Consider the following 19,051-nt stretch of genomic DNA (forward strand, 5'->3'; position numbering starts at 1 on the left):
AATGTATGGCTATGAATCTTAATGAGAAGCATCAACAGCAAAGTTCAAATGAAAATTTGCATCACTTTTCTAATCAAATATTCAATATTAGAAAATTGTTTGTTGATCAATTTAATCGAATAGAAAGAGATCTCCAAAGTAAATTTAATAATAATCAAGAAAAATTTGCAACGAAAGAAGAATTGTATAATGTTCTTGGTAAAATGCAAGAATTTAGACATGAAATAGAAAAAATTCTTACCATTCACGACGATCAAGGTAACAGTGAAAAACCTACCGATGATTTAGTAAAGGGCTTAAACCCTTTTAATATTAGAAAAAAATATCATGAATTATCGTTAAGTTTACGAAGTGAAGAAGTAGATTCTTTTGGTTATGATCCCATTTTTGATCAATTTTTAAGACCACTATTAGATTTCTTTTATTTAAAATACTGGCGAGTTGAAACATATGGAATATCTAATATTCCAGCCGAGGGACCTGCTTTATTAGTTGGAAACCATTCTGGAGGATTGCCTTATGATGCTACAATGTTAAAAGTGGCGATTCAAAAAGAACATCACATGCATCGCGAATTAAGATTTATGGTTGAAGATTTTCTTTTTCATTTTCCATTTCTTGGTTCATTAATGAATAGGTTTGGCGGAGTAAGAGCCAGTCAAGAAAATGCGCAACAATTATTAGAAAATAATCAACCCGTAGTAGTCTTTCCTGAGGGTGTAAAAGGTCTCGGTAAATTATACAGAGATAAATATCATCTTGCACGATTTGGCCGTGGTGGATTTATTCGCTTGTGTTTAAGAACACGTGCTCCTTTAGTGCCTGTTGCATTTATCGGACCTGAGGAAATTCACCCTATGTTAGCTCGCGAAACTGTTTTCTCCCGCATGATAGGAGTTCCATATACGCCGATTACATGGACTTTCCCATGGTTAGGACCATTTGGTCTTATCCCCTTGCCTAGTAAATGGAGTATCCATATTTTACCACCAATTGATTTCAAAAATTTTGGCCCTGGTTCAGAAAAAGATCGTGTTTTAGTTTATAAAATGAGTAAAATGGTAAAGGAACAAATTCAAGATACAATAGTTGATAAATTAAAAAACAGGCGGAGCATTTGGTTTGGATAAGGGGATATTATGTCACAAAAGATTAGAGTAATTTATAATCAAAAAGGTGGTGTGGGAAAAACAACAATTGCTGTTAATTTAGCTGCCTGTGCTGCAATGAAAGGGAAAAGAACATTATTAATTGATTCTGACCCACAAGGTAACGCTACTAGTTACATTTTGGGACATAATAATCAACCAGAAAAAACCCTTGCAGATTATTATGAGAGTTGCTTGCATATCAATATTTTTCGCCAATCCTTATTTGATTATATAATCCATAAAACAAATATTCCAAATCTACATCTTATTGCTTGTAATCGAGAACTAGAAGAACTAAGAACAAAACTTGAAAATAAGCATAAAATAATGAAATTAAAAGATGGTCTAAAAAATAATACCTACGATCATGTTTATATTGATCCTCCACCTGCTAACGATTTTTTTAGTTTAGCCTGCCTAATTGCAGCTACAGAAATTATCATTCCAATAGATTGTGATGCATTTAGCATCAAAGCAGCCCACGAAATTAAAAATACAATTGAAGAAGTGAAGCAAGATCACAATCCGAATTTATTAATCCGAGGAATGATAGTAAATCAATTTCAAAAAGGAACTAAACATTCGGCAGGTATCCTTCAAGATCTGCGGAAAGTTGGTTTTGATATTATTGAACCATTTATCCCAACGAGTATAAAAGTAAGGGAATCTCATTCTGAAGTAAAACCAATTGTACTTGGACATCAAGATCACACTGTGAGCCAAGCTTTCGTAAATATTTTTAATAATATAGAAAATTTATCAAATAAAAATGAGAAAAAGAAAAACTATGAATTAGATACTAGCATTTAAATTAATTTATTTCTAATAGAACTTTTACTTTTATTTTTTTTGAGAATTTTTTATCTGTTTCTGAAACTGCCAGAACTTCAAATTCACCAAAATAAATTCCGACAGGTAATCTAATATTTTTTTCTTTATCAAAATCGATAAAAAGAGCCGCCTGATTTTCTGTGTAAAAAGTAGCAAAATTATTTATAGAAGAATTAAATCCATATCCTAAATATCTTTGCGCAAATAAAAATACATCATAAAATCCCGTACCATTTTTATTCATTAATTTTATTTTTAATTCTGTTCCAACTTTTTCTTGAAATATCTCATTTTGTTCATGGAATGTTTTTTGTGGACCAATTCCAAATGGTTGAATGGGAACAATAAATGCGACAGGTCCATCTTTCATATCAGCTGCAATATTTGGAGTAAAAAATAATTGTGAATTGTAGTTATCCCCATTTTTTTTAACTATTAAACATTCATTTGCATAAATTGTTTGAGCACAATCTTGTTCGGTAATATTTGATGGAAAGCCATTTATGTGCGTCACATTTAAAGAAGTTTCACCTTGAGTTGTTTCCCCATTTTTTGAAGAAAAATGTATTTTTTTACCACATCCAGCAAGTACAAGTATGCTGAATAAAACGAATAAAATATATTTTTTATCTTGTGGTTGAAAAAACCTTAGCATGACTAATGCCTCTAATATTTTTTAATCAATAATATCAATATGTTGAAAAGTAGAGAAAAATCTACTTTTCACCCTTAATAACACAACTAGGTTTACAGAATGATGAAATTGATATTAAATTTGGCCGCAAAAAGAAATTAATGTAATATATTTAATAACTTATGCACTTTTAAACATTACTAACTTAGCATCTTTACTTATTGAATACTTTACATAATTTTTTGGAATGAAGAGTTGAAATCTTGAGCCTAGGTCAGTTTTTGAGATTATACTACATTTTATGTTGTATTTTTCGCATGAATTTCTTACTGCGTCTAATCCTATTCCTCGACCACTTAATTCAGAAATTTCCTCTTTGGTTGAAAAACCTGGAGCAAATAGTAAATCAATAACTTCATCTTCACTACACTGCTCATATGTTTTGCTAATTAATTTTTTCGCAAAAGCTAATTCATACACTTTTTTTGTATTTACACCTCTTCCATCGTCAACAATTTGGATAAGGAAAGCTTCATTATTTTCTTCATATTTTAATTCTAAAATACCTGCTTCGTTTTTATTTTTTTCTAATCTTGAATTACAATCTTCTATTCCATGATCCAATGCATTTCTTAATGAATGAGTAAAAGCTTCTGATAGAGGAATACTAATTTTAGAGTCTAAATATAAATCCCACTCAGGAAGCTTTAATTCAATTTTTTTTCCCAGATTTTCAGCTATTTCATTCAAAGTATCAGTAAAAGAAAAAAATAAATTTTTTAGACTAAAAAAGTTTTTATTTCTAAAATCTTCCATCCATTTAAGAATATTTTCTACAGTATTTACCTTATTAAGCAATAACTTTTCCAAAATTTCTAGAGCATTTTTTTCAGCGTTATTTCCATTGCTTTTTTCATATAATTCTTTATAAATTTCTCGATAATTTTTATAAAGTAAATTCAAATTTATTAATTCTTGAGTATTTATCGTAAAACTATTTTTGTCTTTATTCACAAGTGATAATCTTATAGGTTCTAAAGTATCTTCTAAAATATGGACTTTTTTTGCTAGAAGTTTTAATCCAACACTTCTAGCAGATCCTTTCAAAGTATGTAAGTCTCTAAGCATGACTGAGGCATCAGCGTCTTTAATTGTTTCTTTATATATAGAAAAAGACTCAACTCTTGGATCATTTTCTTTATAAAAAGTCATTAAGTTTTCTGGTTTTGAATAAATATTTTCTTTTAAAATAGTTTCTTTCAAAGAGTTTTCTTCATCTTTAGCTGCTAGTGAAGCTCGTAAAGCTAAAATTTCTGTAATGTCCGATATGACAAAAATTATTTTTTGTATTTGATCATTAAAAAAAATAGGTGAGTATTTTAACGCTAATGTTTTATTTTTTCCATTAACCTCAATATTTACTAATTTTAGTAAATCGCTACTCGATAAACTCCATTGAAAATCATCTGCATATTTTAGAACACCTAAGGTAAACAAATGGCGTGAATTTTCTTCATTATATTTATCAAGTTGGGAAAACAATATATCTTTTATATCTTTTTGATATAATTCAGTTAATTCTAAAATCTTTAATGCAGCTGGTGAATATGTTCTTCCTATTATCAAATCTGGTGAAACTGTTAAAACTCCATCTTCAAGATTGTCTAGTATTTCTTTTATTTCAGAATGAGCTAAAGCAAGTTCTTTAGTTCTTTCTTTAACACGTTCTTCTAGGAATTGATTTGCATCTTCTAATTTATAGTTACTTACTTCTAATTTTTGATAAGTAATAAGTAAATAAACTGCTAATATATATAAAATAATACAACCCAATAAAGTAATAAGAATGATACCAAAATTTATTCTTTCTAATGTCAAAAAACGATAAAATTTTAATCCAAATTTTTGCCCAAATTTATCTACATAATTTTCAGTATATAGATTTGATAAAATCAATTTATTTTGTATATCTTTATCAATCCTTCTAAAGATATCTTTTTCTACTTTTTCCCCACTTAGTATAGTAGTTAAAGTAATTTCAACCTGTTTGCTCCACTGTTCATCCCCAAGTAATTGAGTTAAATCAGCGGTAACTCCAATTATACCGCGTAATTCACTCTTACTTTCATTAATATAGATAGGAATAAATAATTCAACAGCAACATTTCCATTTTCTAAAAGAAAAGTTTTAGAGGCCTGTATAGCTTTATATTTAATTACATAATCAATTGTATCTTTTTTGGTTTTATCAGAATTAATATCCCAGCCAAAATATGTGGTTTTCATCGCACCTGAATTTACAAATAAAATAGGTAAATAAAATTCACGAACTTCAGAAGTTTTTATTTTAGAGTTTTCATCTTCACCACCTTCAAGAATATCATTACCTATTGCCATTTTTTTTAACTTTTTTTCAAAATCTTGCCTTTGATTTTTTTTAACATAATCATAGAAATTTACATTTATTAAAAACAAATTCTTCTGCATTATTTCAGTTGCAAAATTTCCGAATTTATATTGATTCATATTTTGGTCAAGATAGGAAAATGCATAAAACGCAGTAGAAATATCTTCCATTGCTTTTATACCTTGATTAAAGCTTTGTTTAATTCTTATTGTGTCAGTTTGAAAAACACTTTCTGCTACACTTATAGTATACTTCCATGCCCCGAAGAGAATCATAAAAATAATGCCACTGAGGGTTAATAAAGAAATATATTTTATTTTTTGTAATCTATTCATGAATTCTCCTTCAATACAGATATTTATAGTAATTAATTTTAGAAGAGTAATCATGTTTAATTTTTGACATTTTTAAATATTTACTTGGCATATAATAAGAAAAAAGGAGATCCAGATGGATTTATCAAAAAAAATGATACTAAATTCTGCCATTCTTGCGATTTCAACAAACGTTACTTTAATAAATGCACATGCGGCTCCACCTAAAAAAGGAGATTCGCATGTAGAATGTTTTGGAATAAATAGTTGTAAAGGAACTAATGGTTGCAGCGTCAGTGATGAACAAATTAAACTTGCAAACCAAAATTATAAGAATAAATATACTAAAAGTGTTAAAATTGATTGTTCAGGAATGTCAAATTGCAGTGCCAAAAATGGTTTTCTAGCATGGATTAGTAAAAATAACGAAAAAGAATGCTTTGCCCTTGGTGGATTTATATTTACAAAAAACAATAATACTCTTAGCATAAAAGATAAGTAATTATTTAAAACAAAAAACAAGATAAATATAAATGCGAACGATAAAAATCACAATCATTAAAATACTATTCCTCACTGCATTTAATAATACTCATGTATGCATAACTTCATCATTGCAAAAATTTTAATTAATTATTTTACTAGATTAAAAACAAATACGTTATGAAAAATTCTGGATAAATATAATACATTTCAATAAATATCGATACATCTTTATTCTAATTTTTTTATAACAGAATTTCCAATTATTTTGTATGATAAATCACTAATATTTTTTTCCGCAATTTTAGAAGTTGGAACTAAATCTTGATACTGGCTATATAAAAAAATAGATCGCCAATTCTTTTCATAAAATTGATCTATTTGTGCCATTTTTAATAATGCCATATCTCTTAATGGGGGACCGTTTCTATATGCTTTTTCAAAGTGTGTATATGCTTTTTGGAATGAACCGATTTTTTCTTGCATATCACCTAAATTTATTTCTACTTTTGAGTCGTAGGGATCTATTTCATTCCTTAATTTTAGGAACCATTCATATGCTTCTTCTTTTTTTCCTAAAAACTCAGCTGTCCTTGCTCTTGTTTCATAGACTGCATATAAGTTTTCCAATGTAATAGCAGATGGGTTTTTTGCATAAGCTTCTTCAGATAGTTTAATATAAAGGTTTGTTTCTTGGCTTAGGAGATTATAATTTTTTTCAAGATAAGGAATAAAACTACTAAATCTATACCATCTTGAATGAAGAATAATTTTCTCATGCTCTGTAAATTTAGTTGAAGAAATAATCTTCTCAATTATTTCTTTTCCAAGAAAGTACCAATGCTTAACCTTTTCAAGCTCTTTATTTTTACCAAAATAACCTCCACACTGTATGCACATCATGAGTTTTAATCTTAAAGTTTCATCGCAATCAGGAAATTTTAAATATGCTTTATAGCATTTATCAAAATATTCTAAATCATTGCCTGAACGATAACTGAGAAGCAAATTAGTATATACCAAGTAACAATGATTTATATCCCAATTTTCTATATTCCATACCCATGAAGTTGCATTATTAGCATCTTTCTCTAGTCCTAAATAAAGCAATAAACGCGAATAGTAACATGCTTTTAATGAATTACTTGATTTATTTTTGAGAAATTCCTGCAATGATTCAATTAAATTATTGCTACTATAAATTTGCATTATACTAAAATTTTGAATATCAAAAACACTAAATTTATTCAATAAACCTATTTCTTGAAGCGCCGATATTGTCATCCTAGCTTTAAAATGATAGGGTTGAAGGCTTTGAAAATAACAACTTTCAAAAAACAAATCTTTTTCAAGTTCAATTACATCTATAGCATTACTAATTTGTCTATACCAAAATGGAGAATTGCTATTTGTATCCTTTTCAAAGGACCATAAAGAAGGATACTTTTTATAAACATTACTTTGTTTTATTAAATCAAATAAATCATTTTCATTATATTTAAATGACTGATACTTATTATCAGTAGACCAAACTTTTTTTAAATCAGAAGATAAATCGTCACAAAATTTATTACTAGATTCAATTTTTCTAATTTTTTCATAGCAAAAACTTTTTTCGCTAAAACCAATTGAATATGCAAATTGATAAGAGTTTTTTGCAAGAGGGTACATTCCTAAATTCTCTTCTATCATACCTCTTAAAGTATGAACTGCTGAACAAAATGGATCTATTTCAATTAGCTTAGGTATAAAAAAAAGCGCTTGTTCATATTTATGAATAAGACAAAGTCTTGTACAGTAATAAAATAATAGCCTTCTAAGAGATTCTACTTCAAGATAATTTGTAAGAGATACTTCTAATGTTATTTTTTTAATTTGTTCGCTAAGTTCTATTAATTCAAGAAATCTCTCCGAGCAAAAGAAAAACAAAGACTGATATCTAAGTTTTCTTGCTTGAAAATAAATTTTATTGATAGATTCTGGCTCTTGCCATTCACTAATTTCCGCTTCAAGTAAATCTAATATTTTTCTGCTATCTATATTTAAATTTTGACTATATGAATTCATAAGCAAAAATTTCATATGATATTTTACTTCATTTGTTTCAATTGCATCAATATTACTTTTACAAAATTTAAAATCTTTAGTATTTAAAACATATTTTTCTAAATAAATTAAATAACTTGCCCAATCTTGTATGGAACTTTTTTTTGATTTTAATAATTTTGATAGCTGTATTGAATTTACTTTATATATTCCTAAGTAATATAAAAGACGAGTTTGGTAAAGACAAATTTCTTCGGGACATTGATCTTTAAAATTATCTTGTAAATAATTATTAACAATTTTAATAGTATATTCATCATTAATCAATTTACAATTATCTTTATATTGCTCCCTTGTATTTGGATGCAAAACCATCGTTGCACCAAAATTATTATATTTTTTTTGCTTTAACCAAAATGTAATTGCTTGTGAAGTAATATTATTCTCTAAATTTGAACTGAGATTTATAAATGGAGAAATAATTTTTTCTCGAAATGTGATTAGCATAAAATCACCTAGTAAAGTATGTATGTTAGAACAGTCAATAAAGAAAAGTGGAACAAAGTCCTTGGTGCAATCAAAGTAAAAAAGATGTGCATTATGACTCCTAACCAAATTGCGAATATCTTAAATAAGCTGAAGTAAAGCATTATAGGAATAATAATTTCCAAACCTATAGTCAGTAATGAAAGAAATTTAATGTTTATAAAGCTAAAATTATACTTTCTTATGATAGAGGCAAAAGCATTATCAAATTTATAGATACGCTTATCACCTTCTTTTGTTAAATGTTTTAAAGTCATTCCTAGCGAGTATCCAGTTCGGAATTCTTTTTCTGAAAACTTCCTAGTTGCTGAGAAAATATAAAGTGCACTAGTCAGTGACGTAATCATTGCAGGTAGTAGCCATTGAGATTGATTATCAGTAAATTTATTAAAAATACAATCGATTAAAATAGAAAATGCTGTTAAACAAAAATAACAAGTATGAAATTTAAAAGTAATAAGATTCTGGTAAAGCAAAAATATAAATATAAATAAAATATTTATAAGTGGTAAAAAATTACATAAATAACTTAGCAAAGACAAAAAATAAAATATGTTCATAGATTTATAAAATATATTACCAAATATAATTTTATTAAAAATCGTATATTTTACATACCTAGTATCTAAATAATACTTTAAAAATTTATCTTTATCTAAATATTCAAAATAACCTCTTGATATTTCACTTATTAATTTAATTAAACAGCACAATATAAAACCTTTTTTAAAAAAAAGGACAGTTGATTCAGGCCTTAAAAAAACTGAATTTAAAATTTGATCTATGCTTTCTAACATTTCTTTTTCTAACCTGAGTTATTTCACATTCATTAATTTTAATTTTAAAAACAAGAGGATACTCAATTAGAGTTATAGACCCACAAATATTAAAATGCTTTTTCTTTAGATACCTTAGTATAAAAAGAAGAGCATTAAAATTTATTGCAAAATTTGAATGTGGAATAATCTCCCATATTTGTAACTTTTTATTATCTTGATAAAGATCGAAAAATGCACGAGGACTTTTAGTAAACATTCTCCATGAAGCAAAATGTGCTTTTTTACTCAGACCTTGCTTAATAAGAAATAAAATAAAAAGCAAAAAAATAGTTACAGAAATAATTTTCATTAAAGTTAATTACTCCAAATTCCTATAAAGTTATTAATCAAGAAAAACCATTATACCTCTTTTTAAACCTTCATCAATTTTACAGCTTTCATTTGAATTTTCAGTACTATTAGATATTTGGTTTTGATCATGTTGATTTAAACTATTATTATCAGCTATCATCATAAGATTATTGATTGTTTCCATAGATAATTTCGAATAGTTTTTCTCAATGAAACTTAATATTTCCATTTTATCTGAACATTCAGTTATTTCTGGTAAAGATGAATAAACATTAGAAAGTATTTTTGCTTCTTGAGCTGATAAAGAATTACTTCCCATTAAAATACCCGCTAAGACCGCAATTATTTTATATTTTGAAATTTTGAGCTGCATAATATCCTCCATGATATTAAATTACTTGAAAAAAAATAAAAATAGCTACACTGCTATCTTCGACAAATTTTTAATATAAATATTAAAAATTTGCAAATTACTTTTTAACAATTGTTTATTTGTTTAATTTAATTAAACAAATAAACAATATACAATTGTTATAAGGTATTGCACTTGTAATAGTAAGATATCCTCGCTATAGCAAATAATTAAAAATTAAAAGTCTGAATTTTGTTACCTTTATAACAGCTCCACTTTAAGTACCTCTAATTCAAAAAAGTTTATAACTTCTTTCTTTGATTGATAATTTGTTAAATGAAGATGGATTTTAAATAACAATATCTTAGAAAATTACAGCCTTTTTTGTCAGTAGTTTTCTGAATGTTAATTAATGCAAGAGCTTTTAAAAAAGAATATTCTTCAGTGTTTAATATTATCGGAAATTACTTAAAAATTTTTGTGTACTTAGAAAGTATGTTTAATTCTAGCGACATAATCTTAATTCTTATTTTGCTATATTAATAATCATTTTTTAAATTCTCTACTAAACTACTCTTTAGGTAATTTAGATTCAGACAAAATTTCAATTAAACTACAGAATTGGATTCAAAAAAAAATTATTCCAGTTTTAAATAATTGACTATATTTAAAATTTTGTTATTTTTTTTAATAAAAATAACATTTTATTAACTACAAGCGCCGAAAATCTGGAAAAAAATATGAAAAAACAGTTCCCTTGTTGATCTTCAGTTTGAAAAATTTTTTTCTTCTTGAAAATATTAATTACACTATGCCAGATAGAATTTTTTCTAGCCAATTTATGTTTTTAAAATTGTTCGCTGTACAACTACATGCAAATAGTTTTTCTAGATTTAAATTTAATTGATTATTCAAATAAGTTAAATCATTTACTACAGAAATAATATTTATATTGATACAGGGAATGGAAGCTGGGTTTATTTAAAAATCATTCGCTGAGGAAATTCTTTGTAAATTTAAGAATGGATTTTTTATTCGATAATTAATTAAAGAGTTTTGATTTTTTCAAACTTAATTTATAAAAAACTCTACTGATGTTACTACTCTAATTTTTTTCATCATTTCAGATTCACCACCATATGTTTCGTTATTATTCGCAGTAGCAGAACTTATACTGAAGCTTCCTTGCGTAGCTTGACGAATTTTTCCGACACTACTATTAGAATTTTTCGCAAATATTTCTGCAGCTTCTCTTGCATTTGCAGTGGCATTTCGCAACATTTCTGGTTTGACTGAAAGTAAATCTTTAAATGAGTATTGAATAAAATTTCTATTTATTAATATACCAGATTCAATTAATGTTGTAATATTTTGTCCAGATTTTTCAAGTAAATCTACATTTTTAGTAGCAACATTTATACCAGACTGTGCAGTATAATGCGGGACATTTTGCACATTATTTCCATATAAATTTGCTTTATTATCATTTAAATTTACAGTTTCTATTTTAATTTCTTCTTGCTTAAAACCTTGTGCAATTAAAAAATCTTTAATTTTATTTTGCGCATTAGTAGTTTCAGCATAAATTTTCTTTAAATCATCATTTGATACAGAAAATTGGATGCTCCAAGTACCAAAATCCGCCTTAACTACTTTCTCATCTAGTCCTTTTACTTCAACATATCTATCAAAGTTTTTAAAATTACTTATTGATGAGCTTAGTAAAATACCTGAAACTAAAATACCAACTCCTATTGAAAGTGAGGAAACTATAGAACGAAACATTTTTTCTCCTAAATATAAACATGTTTATTTTAATATGTTATAAAATTAATTAGTGAAGAATATCCTCAAAAAAAGCACCAAATTTTAAATCTTTAGTACAAATATGAATTTCAAGTACCCAACGCTCTGCAGCAGGATTAAAATCTAAATCAAAAAGTTTTTCATTTGTATAAAGTTTATGAGAAAATTCTGACAATCTATGGCCTTTTACATAGGCAGGATTTAGCAAATAACCAGCTTCTAAAACAATTTTATGCGCAAATTCGCACAATTCTTTTCCAGTTACTTTATGTAAACGCCAGTAATCTTGAACTTTATCGAAAATATTTTTTACATCATGAGTTATTTTTTTTTGTTCTTCTGAAACATTACCAACTAAAAATGTTTTACCACAGTCCCCTTCAATATTTTCCCAGATAGGACCTATATCAATAAAAAAAATATCATTATTTTTAAGAATACTGTTTTCAAGATAGGGATCATTAAAGCTGTAAATTGTATTGCTTCCAAAGCGAATATGCGTTTGATGCCAAAACTTTTTGACTCCTTGTAACGCTAAATATTGATTTGCAATTTTAATTGCTTCTTTTTCAGTCATCCCTGGTAGTAACAGAGAAGCTATTTTATCAATTGCTTCCCATGTTTTATGCCGAGCTATGGTCATCATTGGGACAATAGCTTCAGGCGATATTTTTTCAATGAGTTCATTAGACATATTTCACTCTTTTTTATACTATTTCTTTTGAATAAAACACAAAGATAAAACTCTATCTGTTCCTGGAAAAGTATCATAGGGTTCAATAAAAACAATTTTGTAACCAACTCCATCTACTTCTTTAGCCATTTTTATGATGTCATTTGAAGATGAAGATAAATAAAATAAAACTTTAGGTTCTAACGATACTATATTTTTTAAAGATATATTGTTTAATTTTTCTTCTCTAGAGTTTAAAATAATGACTTCACAATTTTTTATAATTTGGTTCGATATCAATTCATTTAATTTATCAGACACTTTACCATGATAAAAACCTATATTTTTAATTGAATTTAAGCGAGCATTCTTATTTGCATCTTGAACTGCGTTTTCAGATGCATCTATAGCTGTGACATTTCTAGCTGATGCTGCTAGTAAACAGGAAAGTTCGCCAGCACCTGAATTTAATTCTAAAATTGATTCTCTACCAGAAAGATCTGCGAGCTCTAAAATTCGATGAAAAATTTTGTTATATATTCTAGGATTCGGCGGTAAATAAGTTGATGATGAATATTTAATACTTAATTCACTATACTGTTCTTCTATTTCTTCTTGCCCAACTAATTTTGTAACTTTAATATTCCTATTATCATCGCCATGCTGAGGTTGCACAACTTGAGCAAATACTCCTTGAATATTCATTATTTTTTCTGCTAATTCTCTTGCAATTGGTTTTAAGAGTTGACTTTCATCTTTTGTAATATTGATTATTACTTGAGCTTGTCTTGTAGAGTGAGTCGTTCTAATAACTAAACTATGTATTAATCCTTCTCTATTTTTTGGTGTATAAATTGATAAGTTATGAAGACGTATTCCTGTTCTAAAAAAAGCAGCGATATCATTTGCAAGAGAAGTTTGCACAGGACAACGTCCGATATCTACTACTGAATTAAAAGATTGATTATATAAACCGATATCTACCCAACGTTTCGGGGATACGGGATCATTGCTATAATGTTCAGAAATTATAAGCTTTATTTGATGCCGATAGCCGAAACGATCTTCTGAGGCAATACAATCTTTAATTATTATTTTTTGATATTCTGGGTTTTCCGAATGAATACTTTGTTTCAATTCATTCGTTTTTTGCAACAATTGAGTTTTATAAGGCAGATCAAGATTCGGACAATAATTGCATTTTTCAATTATTTTACATGGTTGTTCATGAAGAACTCTTTCAGAAACTCCTTCTTTTGTAGTCATCATTCTGATATTCAGTGGTTGAGTTCTAGCTGGTTTCCAGGTTAAGGAAGAGGATTTTCCTTTTTTCTGCATGTTAGAATCAGGTTTTTTTTGTCCTCTATCAAAGGAACGAGAAAAATTGCGTTTAGGATTAAATTCATTCATTATCAACACACCATATTAAAATTTTCAAACAACTATACAAAAAGAAATGAATAATTTTGATTTACTAGCTTGGAGAGCTGGTTTGGACAGAAGAATCAGATATTTCCAAACCGCCTGTCGTCTTAGCATTCACGGGCATTATTGCATTCCATGCTTCAGCTAATAGCCTATCTGCTAGAACTTCGCCAGAGGAAACTTGAGGAATTGGGATATTTTTTTGATTCAGAACCCATTGTGAAATGTTTGCTATTCCTTCTTGATAGGAAGTAACTTTAGCATCGGATAATTCCCGCATCTGACGCATAAGTTTGTACATTTTTCTAGCTGTAATGGCTCTGTCATGCCATTTTACAAAAAAGGCTGGATCAAGGGGTTTTCCATCATTTGTTTTAGCAGCATCAAGCCATAGCGATAAGTCGTGTTCAACTAATTTTAGTTTTTCTTGAAGGGAAGAAATTTTGGCTTGTTGGGTTTTCTTAAATTTATCTACTTCATTTAGCTTGCTTTTTAGTGTTGAATTTTCTTCTTTAAATTGCGAAATTTCGAGCATCTTCTTTTCAAAGTCGATCAATGGAACATTATTTCTTTGATTATTTAACGCTTCTTTTAATTGCAAATCTAATTCTTTTAATTGGGTAATAAATCGACTGTTTTCTTCTGTCAAAGAAAATAATTTGTTTTTACTTGCTACTTCTTCTTCTTTTAACGCTTTTTCTTTATTTTTAATTTCTTCTTTTGCTTTTTTAATATCATCTTTTAATTTAGAATTTTCTTTTCTTAAATGAAGCAACTCCTGTGACGATTGATGATTAATATTATTTTCATTTTGCATCTTTTGTTGGGGAATTTTATCTTTTTTTTCAGTTGAAGAATGATCTTTTTTTTCGCCTTGGGCTAAAATATTATTTTCCAAAACAAAAATTTTACTTTGTAACTGTTTGTTACTTAATGTTAGTTTTTGTTTTGAAAGAATAAGCCATGCACATACTAAAAGCGAAATTCCAGAAAATAAAAAAGCGGTGATTGTAACAAAATCCATAAGTTGGTTTCCATGAGTTGGTTAGAAACTCAAGCCCTAAATACAGCTTTTTAGGCTATTAATTTCTATACATCAGAAAATCTTTTAACCGAATGTTGATCAAAGTACGACTCATCCAAAACAAAGCCATCAATTGTTCAACCGAATCTCTTGCTGGATCACATTGGCTAAAAGCAATTTGTAGCAAATACGACGGCATAAGCAAGAAAAGAGCCAGAGTGTTTCCTAAATTTGGATTTTTTGTATCCGACAATTGATTTTTCAACGATTCTTTTTGCAAAAGTACCTGCGCCAGTTCTTTTGCTAAATAAAAGCGAAGAGCAGTTCCCATTTTTTCGCCTTTAGGCCAAGATATAAGTGTTTTTCCATTTTCCTCTTTCGTCAGCACAAAATCTTTTTGACTTTCTTGCGTTTTAAAATCAACTTGCGGCACAATATTTCCAAATTCCTGGACAAAAATAGGTAATGCTTTTACATTTGCTTTTTCAATGAGATTGTTTGCTTCATTAATTAGCAAATCTCTATCTTCTTTCGCACAGCTAAATTCTCCATATCCTTGGTATTCTATCAAAGCGTCCAGTAGAACATTTTTTCCAAGTGAAATATCAATTAAATTGCGAGGATCTATTTCTAAAGCTTTCGCGAGTTGATTTAAATTTTGAATTGATTTTATGTTTTTCCGGCCATATTTCCAATGTGTGCAATCTGCAGGATCAAATCCTAACAAAGCTCCAACATCTTGGTCAGTTATTTTTTCCGCTGTGTTTTTTCTGATATTCAAAACCTCTTTACAAAACTTAAAAAGTTCTGCGCTATGTGGAAAACGATTATTTTCAATATTGATCATGTTTTCTGTCCTTTTTAAAAATCTAAAACAAATATTGAATGAAGTTACCTTCTTGAATTGTAACACAAAAAAAATACATTCCTAATAAATAAGAAAAACAAACAATGCTTTTAATACCTACAACAGAATTGACACAAATCGCTTCCAAATTAAGCATTATTTGATAGCGTAAAAAAGAGACCCATTTTATCAAAGTAATTCCTAAAGAATCCAAATCTCGTTTTTTTGAATGGAGAGCGCAATGGGCTACAGGATAATGACCAACGTCACATCGATAACGAACCAACGGCATATGCGAAATACTCGCAAAATGCTCGATCAAAGCTTGGAACGATTGGCGTCTGGTTATCGAATCAATAAAGCTGCGGATGATGCTGCTGGATTAGCCATTAGTGAAAAGCTACGCTCAAAAATTAGAGGATTACAACAAGCTCAGCGAAATGCAAATGATGGTATCAGCTTGATCCAAACTGCCGAAGGTGGAATGAACGAAATTCAAAATATGTTGATCCGTATGCGAGAACTTGGTGTTCAAGCCGCTTCTGATACCATTGGACCAAAAGAAAGAGTTTATCTTGATATTGAATATCAAGCATTAAAAGATGAAATAGATAGAGTTGCCTATGCAACTGAATTTAATGGCACGCAATTACTTGATGGTACTGGAGGAATTCTCGAAATTCAGATCAATACTGGCGGAGATAACATCTTAGGCGTGGATAGGCTTGAATATAATTCTTTTAAAGCAGACGTAAAAACAAATCGGCTTGGCGTTTCCGAACTTGCCCTCGACACAAAAGTTGGAGCGCAACATTCATTAACCGCTATAGAAGGTGCGATTGATTATGTAAGTGCCATTCGTGCGGATTTAGGTGCTCTCCAAAATAGGTTAGGCTCAACAATAAATAACATTGGCACAACTGTCGAGAATTTAAGTGCTGCTAACAGTCGTATAAAAGATGTTGATATCGCAGAAGAAAGCTCAGAGTTAACTCGCAATCAAATTTTACTTCAATCTGGAACAAGTGTATTACAACAAGCAAATACAACTTCAAAAATGGCATTACAACTTTTAGAAGGAAGATAAAATAAACTATGACTGATAATTTTAAAATCTCTCATGAAAACTATGTTTCTATAGTAAAAGATCTCGTAAAAATTACTGATACTATTTTGAAAAACGTTGTATCAAAAACTGAGCAAGCAGCACTTGAAATTGGAAATAAAATCCAATCCGTATCATCACTATCTTCAGATCAAGCGCAGACAGTGAAAAGTTTAATCACTAGTATGTATCAGGAAGGTACTGATGAGCATTCAGAAGTTGAAAAAATTGCTTCAGAAGCAAACAACATGGCAAATGAAATCTTTGAAAGCGCAGCAGCAGGTGATATTGATAAAGCTAAATCAATTGGAAATAGCGATAGATATAAAGAATTAGGAAGTAAAACAACTAATTTATCTAAACAATTAGAGAAGTTATCTGAATCCGACAAAGAGCTTGCAAATATGATTGCTCCGGTAATTATGGCACTTCAATTTCAAGATAGCGTAAGACAAAGTTTAGAAAATATAATAAAATGTTTTCAAGAATTCAGCAATCGTTCGCAAGAAGTTTCTCAACAAAAATTATCAGGAGACTTAGAAAAAGATTTTTGGAGCACAATGGAAAGTAAGTTTACAACAACTGATGAAAGAAATATAGTGAGAAAAACTGTGTATGGTGAAAAAGCAGAATTAATTGTTGATACACCTAAAAATGATCCATTCTTATTTTAAAAATTTAATCTACATAACACAAATAAATGATTAATATCAATTAAAGTATTTAAATAATGACAACAACTTTCTTTGCTAAAAAGCAATTTTAATTATAGAATAAAACTGATGAGAGAGAGAACTCTCATGTGTTGTTATTTTATATTTGGAGTAAAACCAAATGCTTATTGTATTAGAATTTATTGTTATTTTAGGCTGCCTTCTTTTAGGTACAAGATATGGCGGAATTGGATTAGGAGTAATTAGCGGAATTGGTCTCTTAATCTTAACTTTTATTTTTGGATTAAAGCCTGGATCCCCTCCTGTCGGTGTTATTTTAACTATCATGGCTGTTATCTCATGTGCGTCTGTTTTACAAAGCGCAAAAGGTCTGCAAGTCATGATGCGTTTTGCAGAAAAATTATTAAGAAAAAAACCAAATTATATAACTGTACTTGCGCCTTTAACTACTTGGACTTTGACTGTTCTTTGCGGAACCGGACACGTGGTTTATACCATGTTCCCAATTATTTATGATATTGCAATTAAGAAAAATATACGTCCTGAAAGACCAATGGCTGTTGCATCAGTTGCATCACAAATAGGAATTTGCGCTTCACCAATGTCAGTTGCAGTTGTTTCTTTAGTATCAATTCTAGCAGCATCACATGGAGTTGGAAAATATATCAGCATGATTGATATTTTAAAGGTAGCAATTCCTGCTTCGTTTGTTGGTGTATTGATGGCTGGACTTTGGAGCCTCCGGCGTGGAAAAGATTTAAAAGATGATTCTGAATTTCAAGAAAAATTAAAAGATCCTGAAACAAAGAAGTATATTTACGGCGATTCAGAAAGTACTTTATTAAATGAAAAATTACCTAAAGAAGCTTATATCGCAACTTTTATTTTTCTTTTAACAACTGCTGTAGTGGTATTTTTTGGAGCATTTGAAAACTTTCGTCCCCACGTTATGGATCATGGTAACAGTGTTCCTTTATCTATGAATTTATTAATTCAAATATTAATGCTTGTTGCTGGCGCACTAATATTAATGATTTGTAAAGTTGTGCCAAGAGATATACCAAACGGAGCTATTTTTAAAGCTGGTATGACTGCAATTATCAGTGTTTTTGGGGTTGCTTGGATGGCAGACACATTTTTTGAATCCCATTTTTCTCTGTTAAAACAATTTTTAGAGAGTGTTGTTGCAACAAAACCCTGGACATATGCAATTGCATTATTTTTAGTTTCTAAATTAGTAAACAGTCAAGCAGCAGCTATCACTTCAATAGCGCCTATGGGACTAAGTTTGGGGGTTGATCCTAAAATTATCATAGCATTTCTTCCTGCTGCATATGGTTACTTTATTTTACCAACTTACCCTAGTGACTTAGCTTGTATTGGATTTGATCGTTCAGGAACTACTCATATCGGGAAATTTATAATCAACCATAGTTTTATAGTACCTGGTTTGATAGGGGTTGGTACTAGTTGCTTCTTAGGATATTTTCTAGCTCAATTAGCATTTCCTTAAAGCAACCTACAAAATGCTTTTCAAATGGAAGATTTTGAAAAGCAAATTCTGATTAGTAACTTTGTTTAAAAAAATTTTTTAAAAATTTAA

Annotated in this window: 15 protein-coding genes; 6 read left to right on the forward strand and 9 right to left on the reverse strand. The window is 28.8% G+C overall.

Going from position 1 to position 19,051, the window contains the following annotated elements; genetic code table 11:
- Positions 1-5 precede the first annotated feature (5 nt).
- Together QEJ31_RS01920 and QEJ31_RS01925 are read left to right on the forward strand one after the other, a co-directional pair.
- The gene (locus tag QEJ31_RS01920; RefSeq protein ID WP_280592102.1) at positions 6-1,130 is read left to right on the forward strand and encodes a lysophospholipid acyltransferase family protein; all 1,125 of its coding nucleotides are present in this window, start codon (positions 6-8) and stop codon (positions 1,128-1,130) included.
- A gap of 9 nt (positions 1,131-1,139) precedes the next feature.
- On the forward strand, positions 1,140-1,961 hold the full coding sequence (locus tag QEJ31_RS01925; RefSeq protein ID WP_280592103.1) for a ParA family protein: 822 nt from the start codon (positions 1,140-1,142) through the stop codon (positions 1,959-1,961).
- Between the two features lies 1 nt (position 1,962).
- Here QEJ31_RS01925 and QEJ31_RS01930 read toward each other — a convergent pair whose 3' ends face one another.
- Both QEJ31_RS01930 and QEJ31_RS01935 read right to left on the reverse strand, forming a co-directional pair.
- Positions 1,963-2,637, reverse strand: coding sequence for a hypothetical protein (locus QEJ31_RS01930; RefSeq protein ID WP_280592104.1), 675 nt, complete (start codon positions 2,635-2,637; stop codon positions 1,963-1,965).
- Between the two features lie 159 nt (positions 2,638-2,796).
- Positions 2,797-5,358, reverse strand: coding sequence for a CHASE domain-containing protein (locus tag QEJ31_RS01935; protein WP_280592105.1), 2,562 nt, complete (start codon positions 5,356-5,358; stop codon positions 2,797-2,799).
- A 115-nt stretch (positions 5,359-5,473) separates the two neighbouring features.
- Between QEJ31_RS01935 and QEJ31_RS01940 the strand changes: the two genes are divergently transcribed.
- A complete protein-coding gene (locus QEJ31_RS01940; protein WP_280592106.1) occupies positions 5,474-5,839 on the forward strand; it encodes a hypothetical protein in 366 nt (121 codons plus the stop codon).
- Between the two features lie 212 nt (positions 5,840-6,051).
- On the opposite strand, the gene QEJ31_RS01945 is transcribed toward QEJ31_RS01940, so the two are convergent.
- The 7 genes from QEJ31_RS01945 to QEJ31_RS01975 all read right to left on the reverse strand — a co-directional run bounded on the left by QEJ31_RS01945 (position 6,052) and on the right by QEJ31_RS01975 (position 15,669).
- Positions 6,052-8,373, reverse strand: coding sequence for a hypothetical protein (locus tag QEJ31_RS01945; protein ID WP_280592107.1), 2,322 nt, complete (start codon positions 8,371-8,373; stop codon positions 6,052-6,054).
- Positions 8,374-9,573: 1,200 nt separating this feature from the next.
- Positions 9,574-9,915 carry a hypothetical protein gene (locus tag QEJ31_RS01950; RefSeq protein ID WP_280592108.1) on the reverse strand — a complete coding sequence of 114 codons (342 nt, stop codon included), beginning with the start codon at positions 9,913-9,915 and terminating at the stop codon, positions 9,574-9,576.
- 1,050 nt (positions 9,916-10,965) lie between these two features.
- Positions 10,966-11,679 (reverse strand): SIMPL domain-containing protein, encoded by a 714-nt coding sequence (locus QEJ31_RS01955; RefSeq protein WP_280592109.1) that lies wholly within the window; start codon positions 11,677-11,679, stop codon positions 10,966-10,968.
- Positions 11,680-11,728: 49 nt separating this feature from the next.
- Positions 11,729-12,394, reverse strand: a complete 666-nt coding sequence (locus QEJ31_RS01960) for a M24 family metallopeptidase (RefSeq protein WP_280592110.1) — start codon at positions 12,392-12,394, stop codon at positions 11,729-11,731.
- A gap of 18 nt (positions 12,395-12,412) precedes the next feature.
- On the reverse strand, positions 12,413-13,783 hold the full coding sequence (locus QEJ31_RS01965) for a methyltransferase domain-containing protein (protein WP_280592111.1): 1,371 nt from the start codon (positions 13,781-13,783) through the stop codon (positions 12,413-12,415).
- A 64-nt stretch (positions 13,784-13,847) separates the two neighbouring features.
- Positions 13,848-14,822 (reverse strand): hypothetical protein, encoded by a 975-nt coding sequence (locus QEJ31_RS01970; protein ID WP_280592112.1) that lies wholly within the window; start codon positions 14,820-14,822, stop codon positions 13,848-13,850.
- 58 nt (positions 14,823-14,880) lie between these two features.
- Positions 14,881-15,669: a hypothetical protein gene (locus QEJ31_RS01975; protein WP_280592113.1), complete on the reverse strand. Its 789-nt coding sequence runs from the start codon at positions 15,667-15,669 to the stop codon at positions 14,881-14,883.
- A gap of 241 nt (positions 15,670-15,910) precedes the next feature.
- On the opposite strand from QEJ31_RS01975, the gene QEJ31_RS01980 reads away from it, so the two are divergent.
- The 3 genes from QEJ31_RS01980 to QEJ31_RS01990 all read left to right on the forward strand — a co-directional run bounded on the left by QEJ31_RS01980 (position 15,911) and on the right by QEJ31_RS01990 (position 18,961).
- Positions 15,911-16,756 (forward strand): flagellin, encoded by an 846-nt coding sequence (locus tag QEJ31_RS01980; RefSeq protein ID WP_280592114.1) that lies wholly within the window; start codon positions 15,911-15,913, stop codon positions 16,754-16,756.
- A gap of 8 nt (positions 16,757-16,764) precedes the next feature.
- On the forward strand, positions 16,765-17,448 hold the full coding sequence (locus QEJ31_RS01985) for a hypothetical protein (protein ID WP_280592115.1): 684 nt from the start codon (positions 16,765-16,767) through the stop codon (positions 17,446-17,448).
- Positions 17,449-17,608: 160 nt separating this feature from the next.
- On the forward strand, positions 17,609-18,961 hold the full coding sequence (locus QEJ31_RS01990) for an anaerobic C4-dicarboxylate transporter (protein WP_280592116.1): 1,353 nt from the start codon (positions 17,609-17,611) through the stop codon (positions 18,959-18,961).
- The last annotated feature ends 90 nt before the right edge of the window (positions 18,962-19,051 follow it).

Origin of the sequence: Pigmentibacter sp. JX0631, assembly GCF_029873255.1 — a bacterium.
In the GTDB taxonomy this organism is placed as follows: Bacteria; Bdellovibrionota_B; Oligoflexia; order Silvanigrellales; family Silvanigrellaceae; genus Silvanigrella.

Excerpts from the sequence above, each read along its gene's own strand:
- QEJ31_RS01935 (WP_280592105.1), bottom strand. The coding sequence starts at position 5,358 with ATGAATAGATTACAAAAAATAAAATATATTTCTTTATTAACCCTCAGT.
- QEJ31_RS01940 (WP_280592106.1), top strand. The coding sequence starts at position 5,474 with ATGGATTTATCAAAAAAAATGATACTAAATTCTGCCATTCTTGCGATT.
- QEJ31_RS01970 (WP_280592112.1), bottom strand. The coding sequence starts at position 14,822 with ATGGATTTTGTTACAATCACCGCTTTTTTATTTTCTGGAATTTCGCTT.
- QEJ31_RS01985 (WP_280592115.1), top strand. The coding sequence starts at position 16,765 with ATGACTGATAATTTTAAAATCTCTCATGAAAACTATGTTTCTATAGTA.
- QEJ31_RS01950 (WP_280592108.1), bottom strand. The coding sequence starts at position 9,915 with ATGCAGCTCAAAATTTCAAAATATAAAATAATTGCGGTCTTAGCGGGT.
- QEJ31_RS01960 (WP_280592110.1), bottom strand. The coding sequence starts at position 12,394 with ATGTCTAATGAACTCATTGAAAAAATATCGCCTGAAGCTATTGTCCCA.
- QEJ31_RS01920 (WP_280592102.1), top strand. The coding sequence starts at position 6 with ATGGCTATGAATCTTAATGAGAAGCATCAACAGCAAAGTTCAAATGAA.
- QEJ31_RS01930 (WP_280592104.1), bottom strand. The coding sequence starts at position 2,637 with ATGCTAAGGTTTTTTCAACCACAAGATAAAAAATATATTTTATTCGTT.
- QEJ31_RS01955 (WP_280592109.1), bottom strand. The coding sequence starts at position 11,679 with ATGTTTCGTTCTATAGTTTCCTCACTTTCAATAGGAGTTGGTATTTTA.
- QEJ31_RS01965 (WP_280592111.1), bottom strand. The coding sequence starts at position 13,783 with ATGAATGAATTTAATCCTAAACGCAATTTTTCTCGTTCCTTTGATAGA.
- QEJ31_RS01990 (WP_280592116.1), top strand. The coding sequence starts at position 17,609 with ATGCTTATTGTATTAGAATTTATTGTTATTTTAGGCTGCCTTCTTTTA.
- QEJ31_RS01945 (WP_280592107.1), bottom strand. The coding sequence starts at position 8,373 with ATGCTAATCACATTTCGAGAAAAAATTATTTCTCCATTTATAAATCTC.
- QEJ31_RS01925 (WP_280592103.1), top strand. The coding sequence starts at position 1,140 with ATGTCACAAAAGATTAGAGTAATTTATAATCAAAAAGGTGGTGTGGGA.
- QEJ31_RS01980 (WP_280592114.1), top strand. The coding sequence starts at position 15,911 with ATGGGCTACAGGATAATGACCAACGTCACATCGATAACGAACCAACGG.
- QEJ31_RS01975 (WP_280592113.1), bottom strand. The coding sequence starts at position 15,669 with ATGATCAATATTGAAAATAATCGTTTTCCACATAGCGCAGAACTTTTT.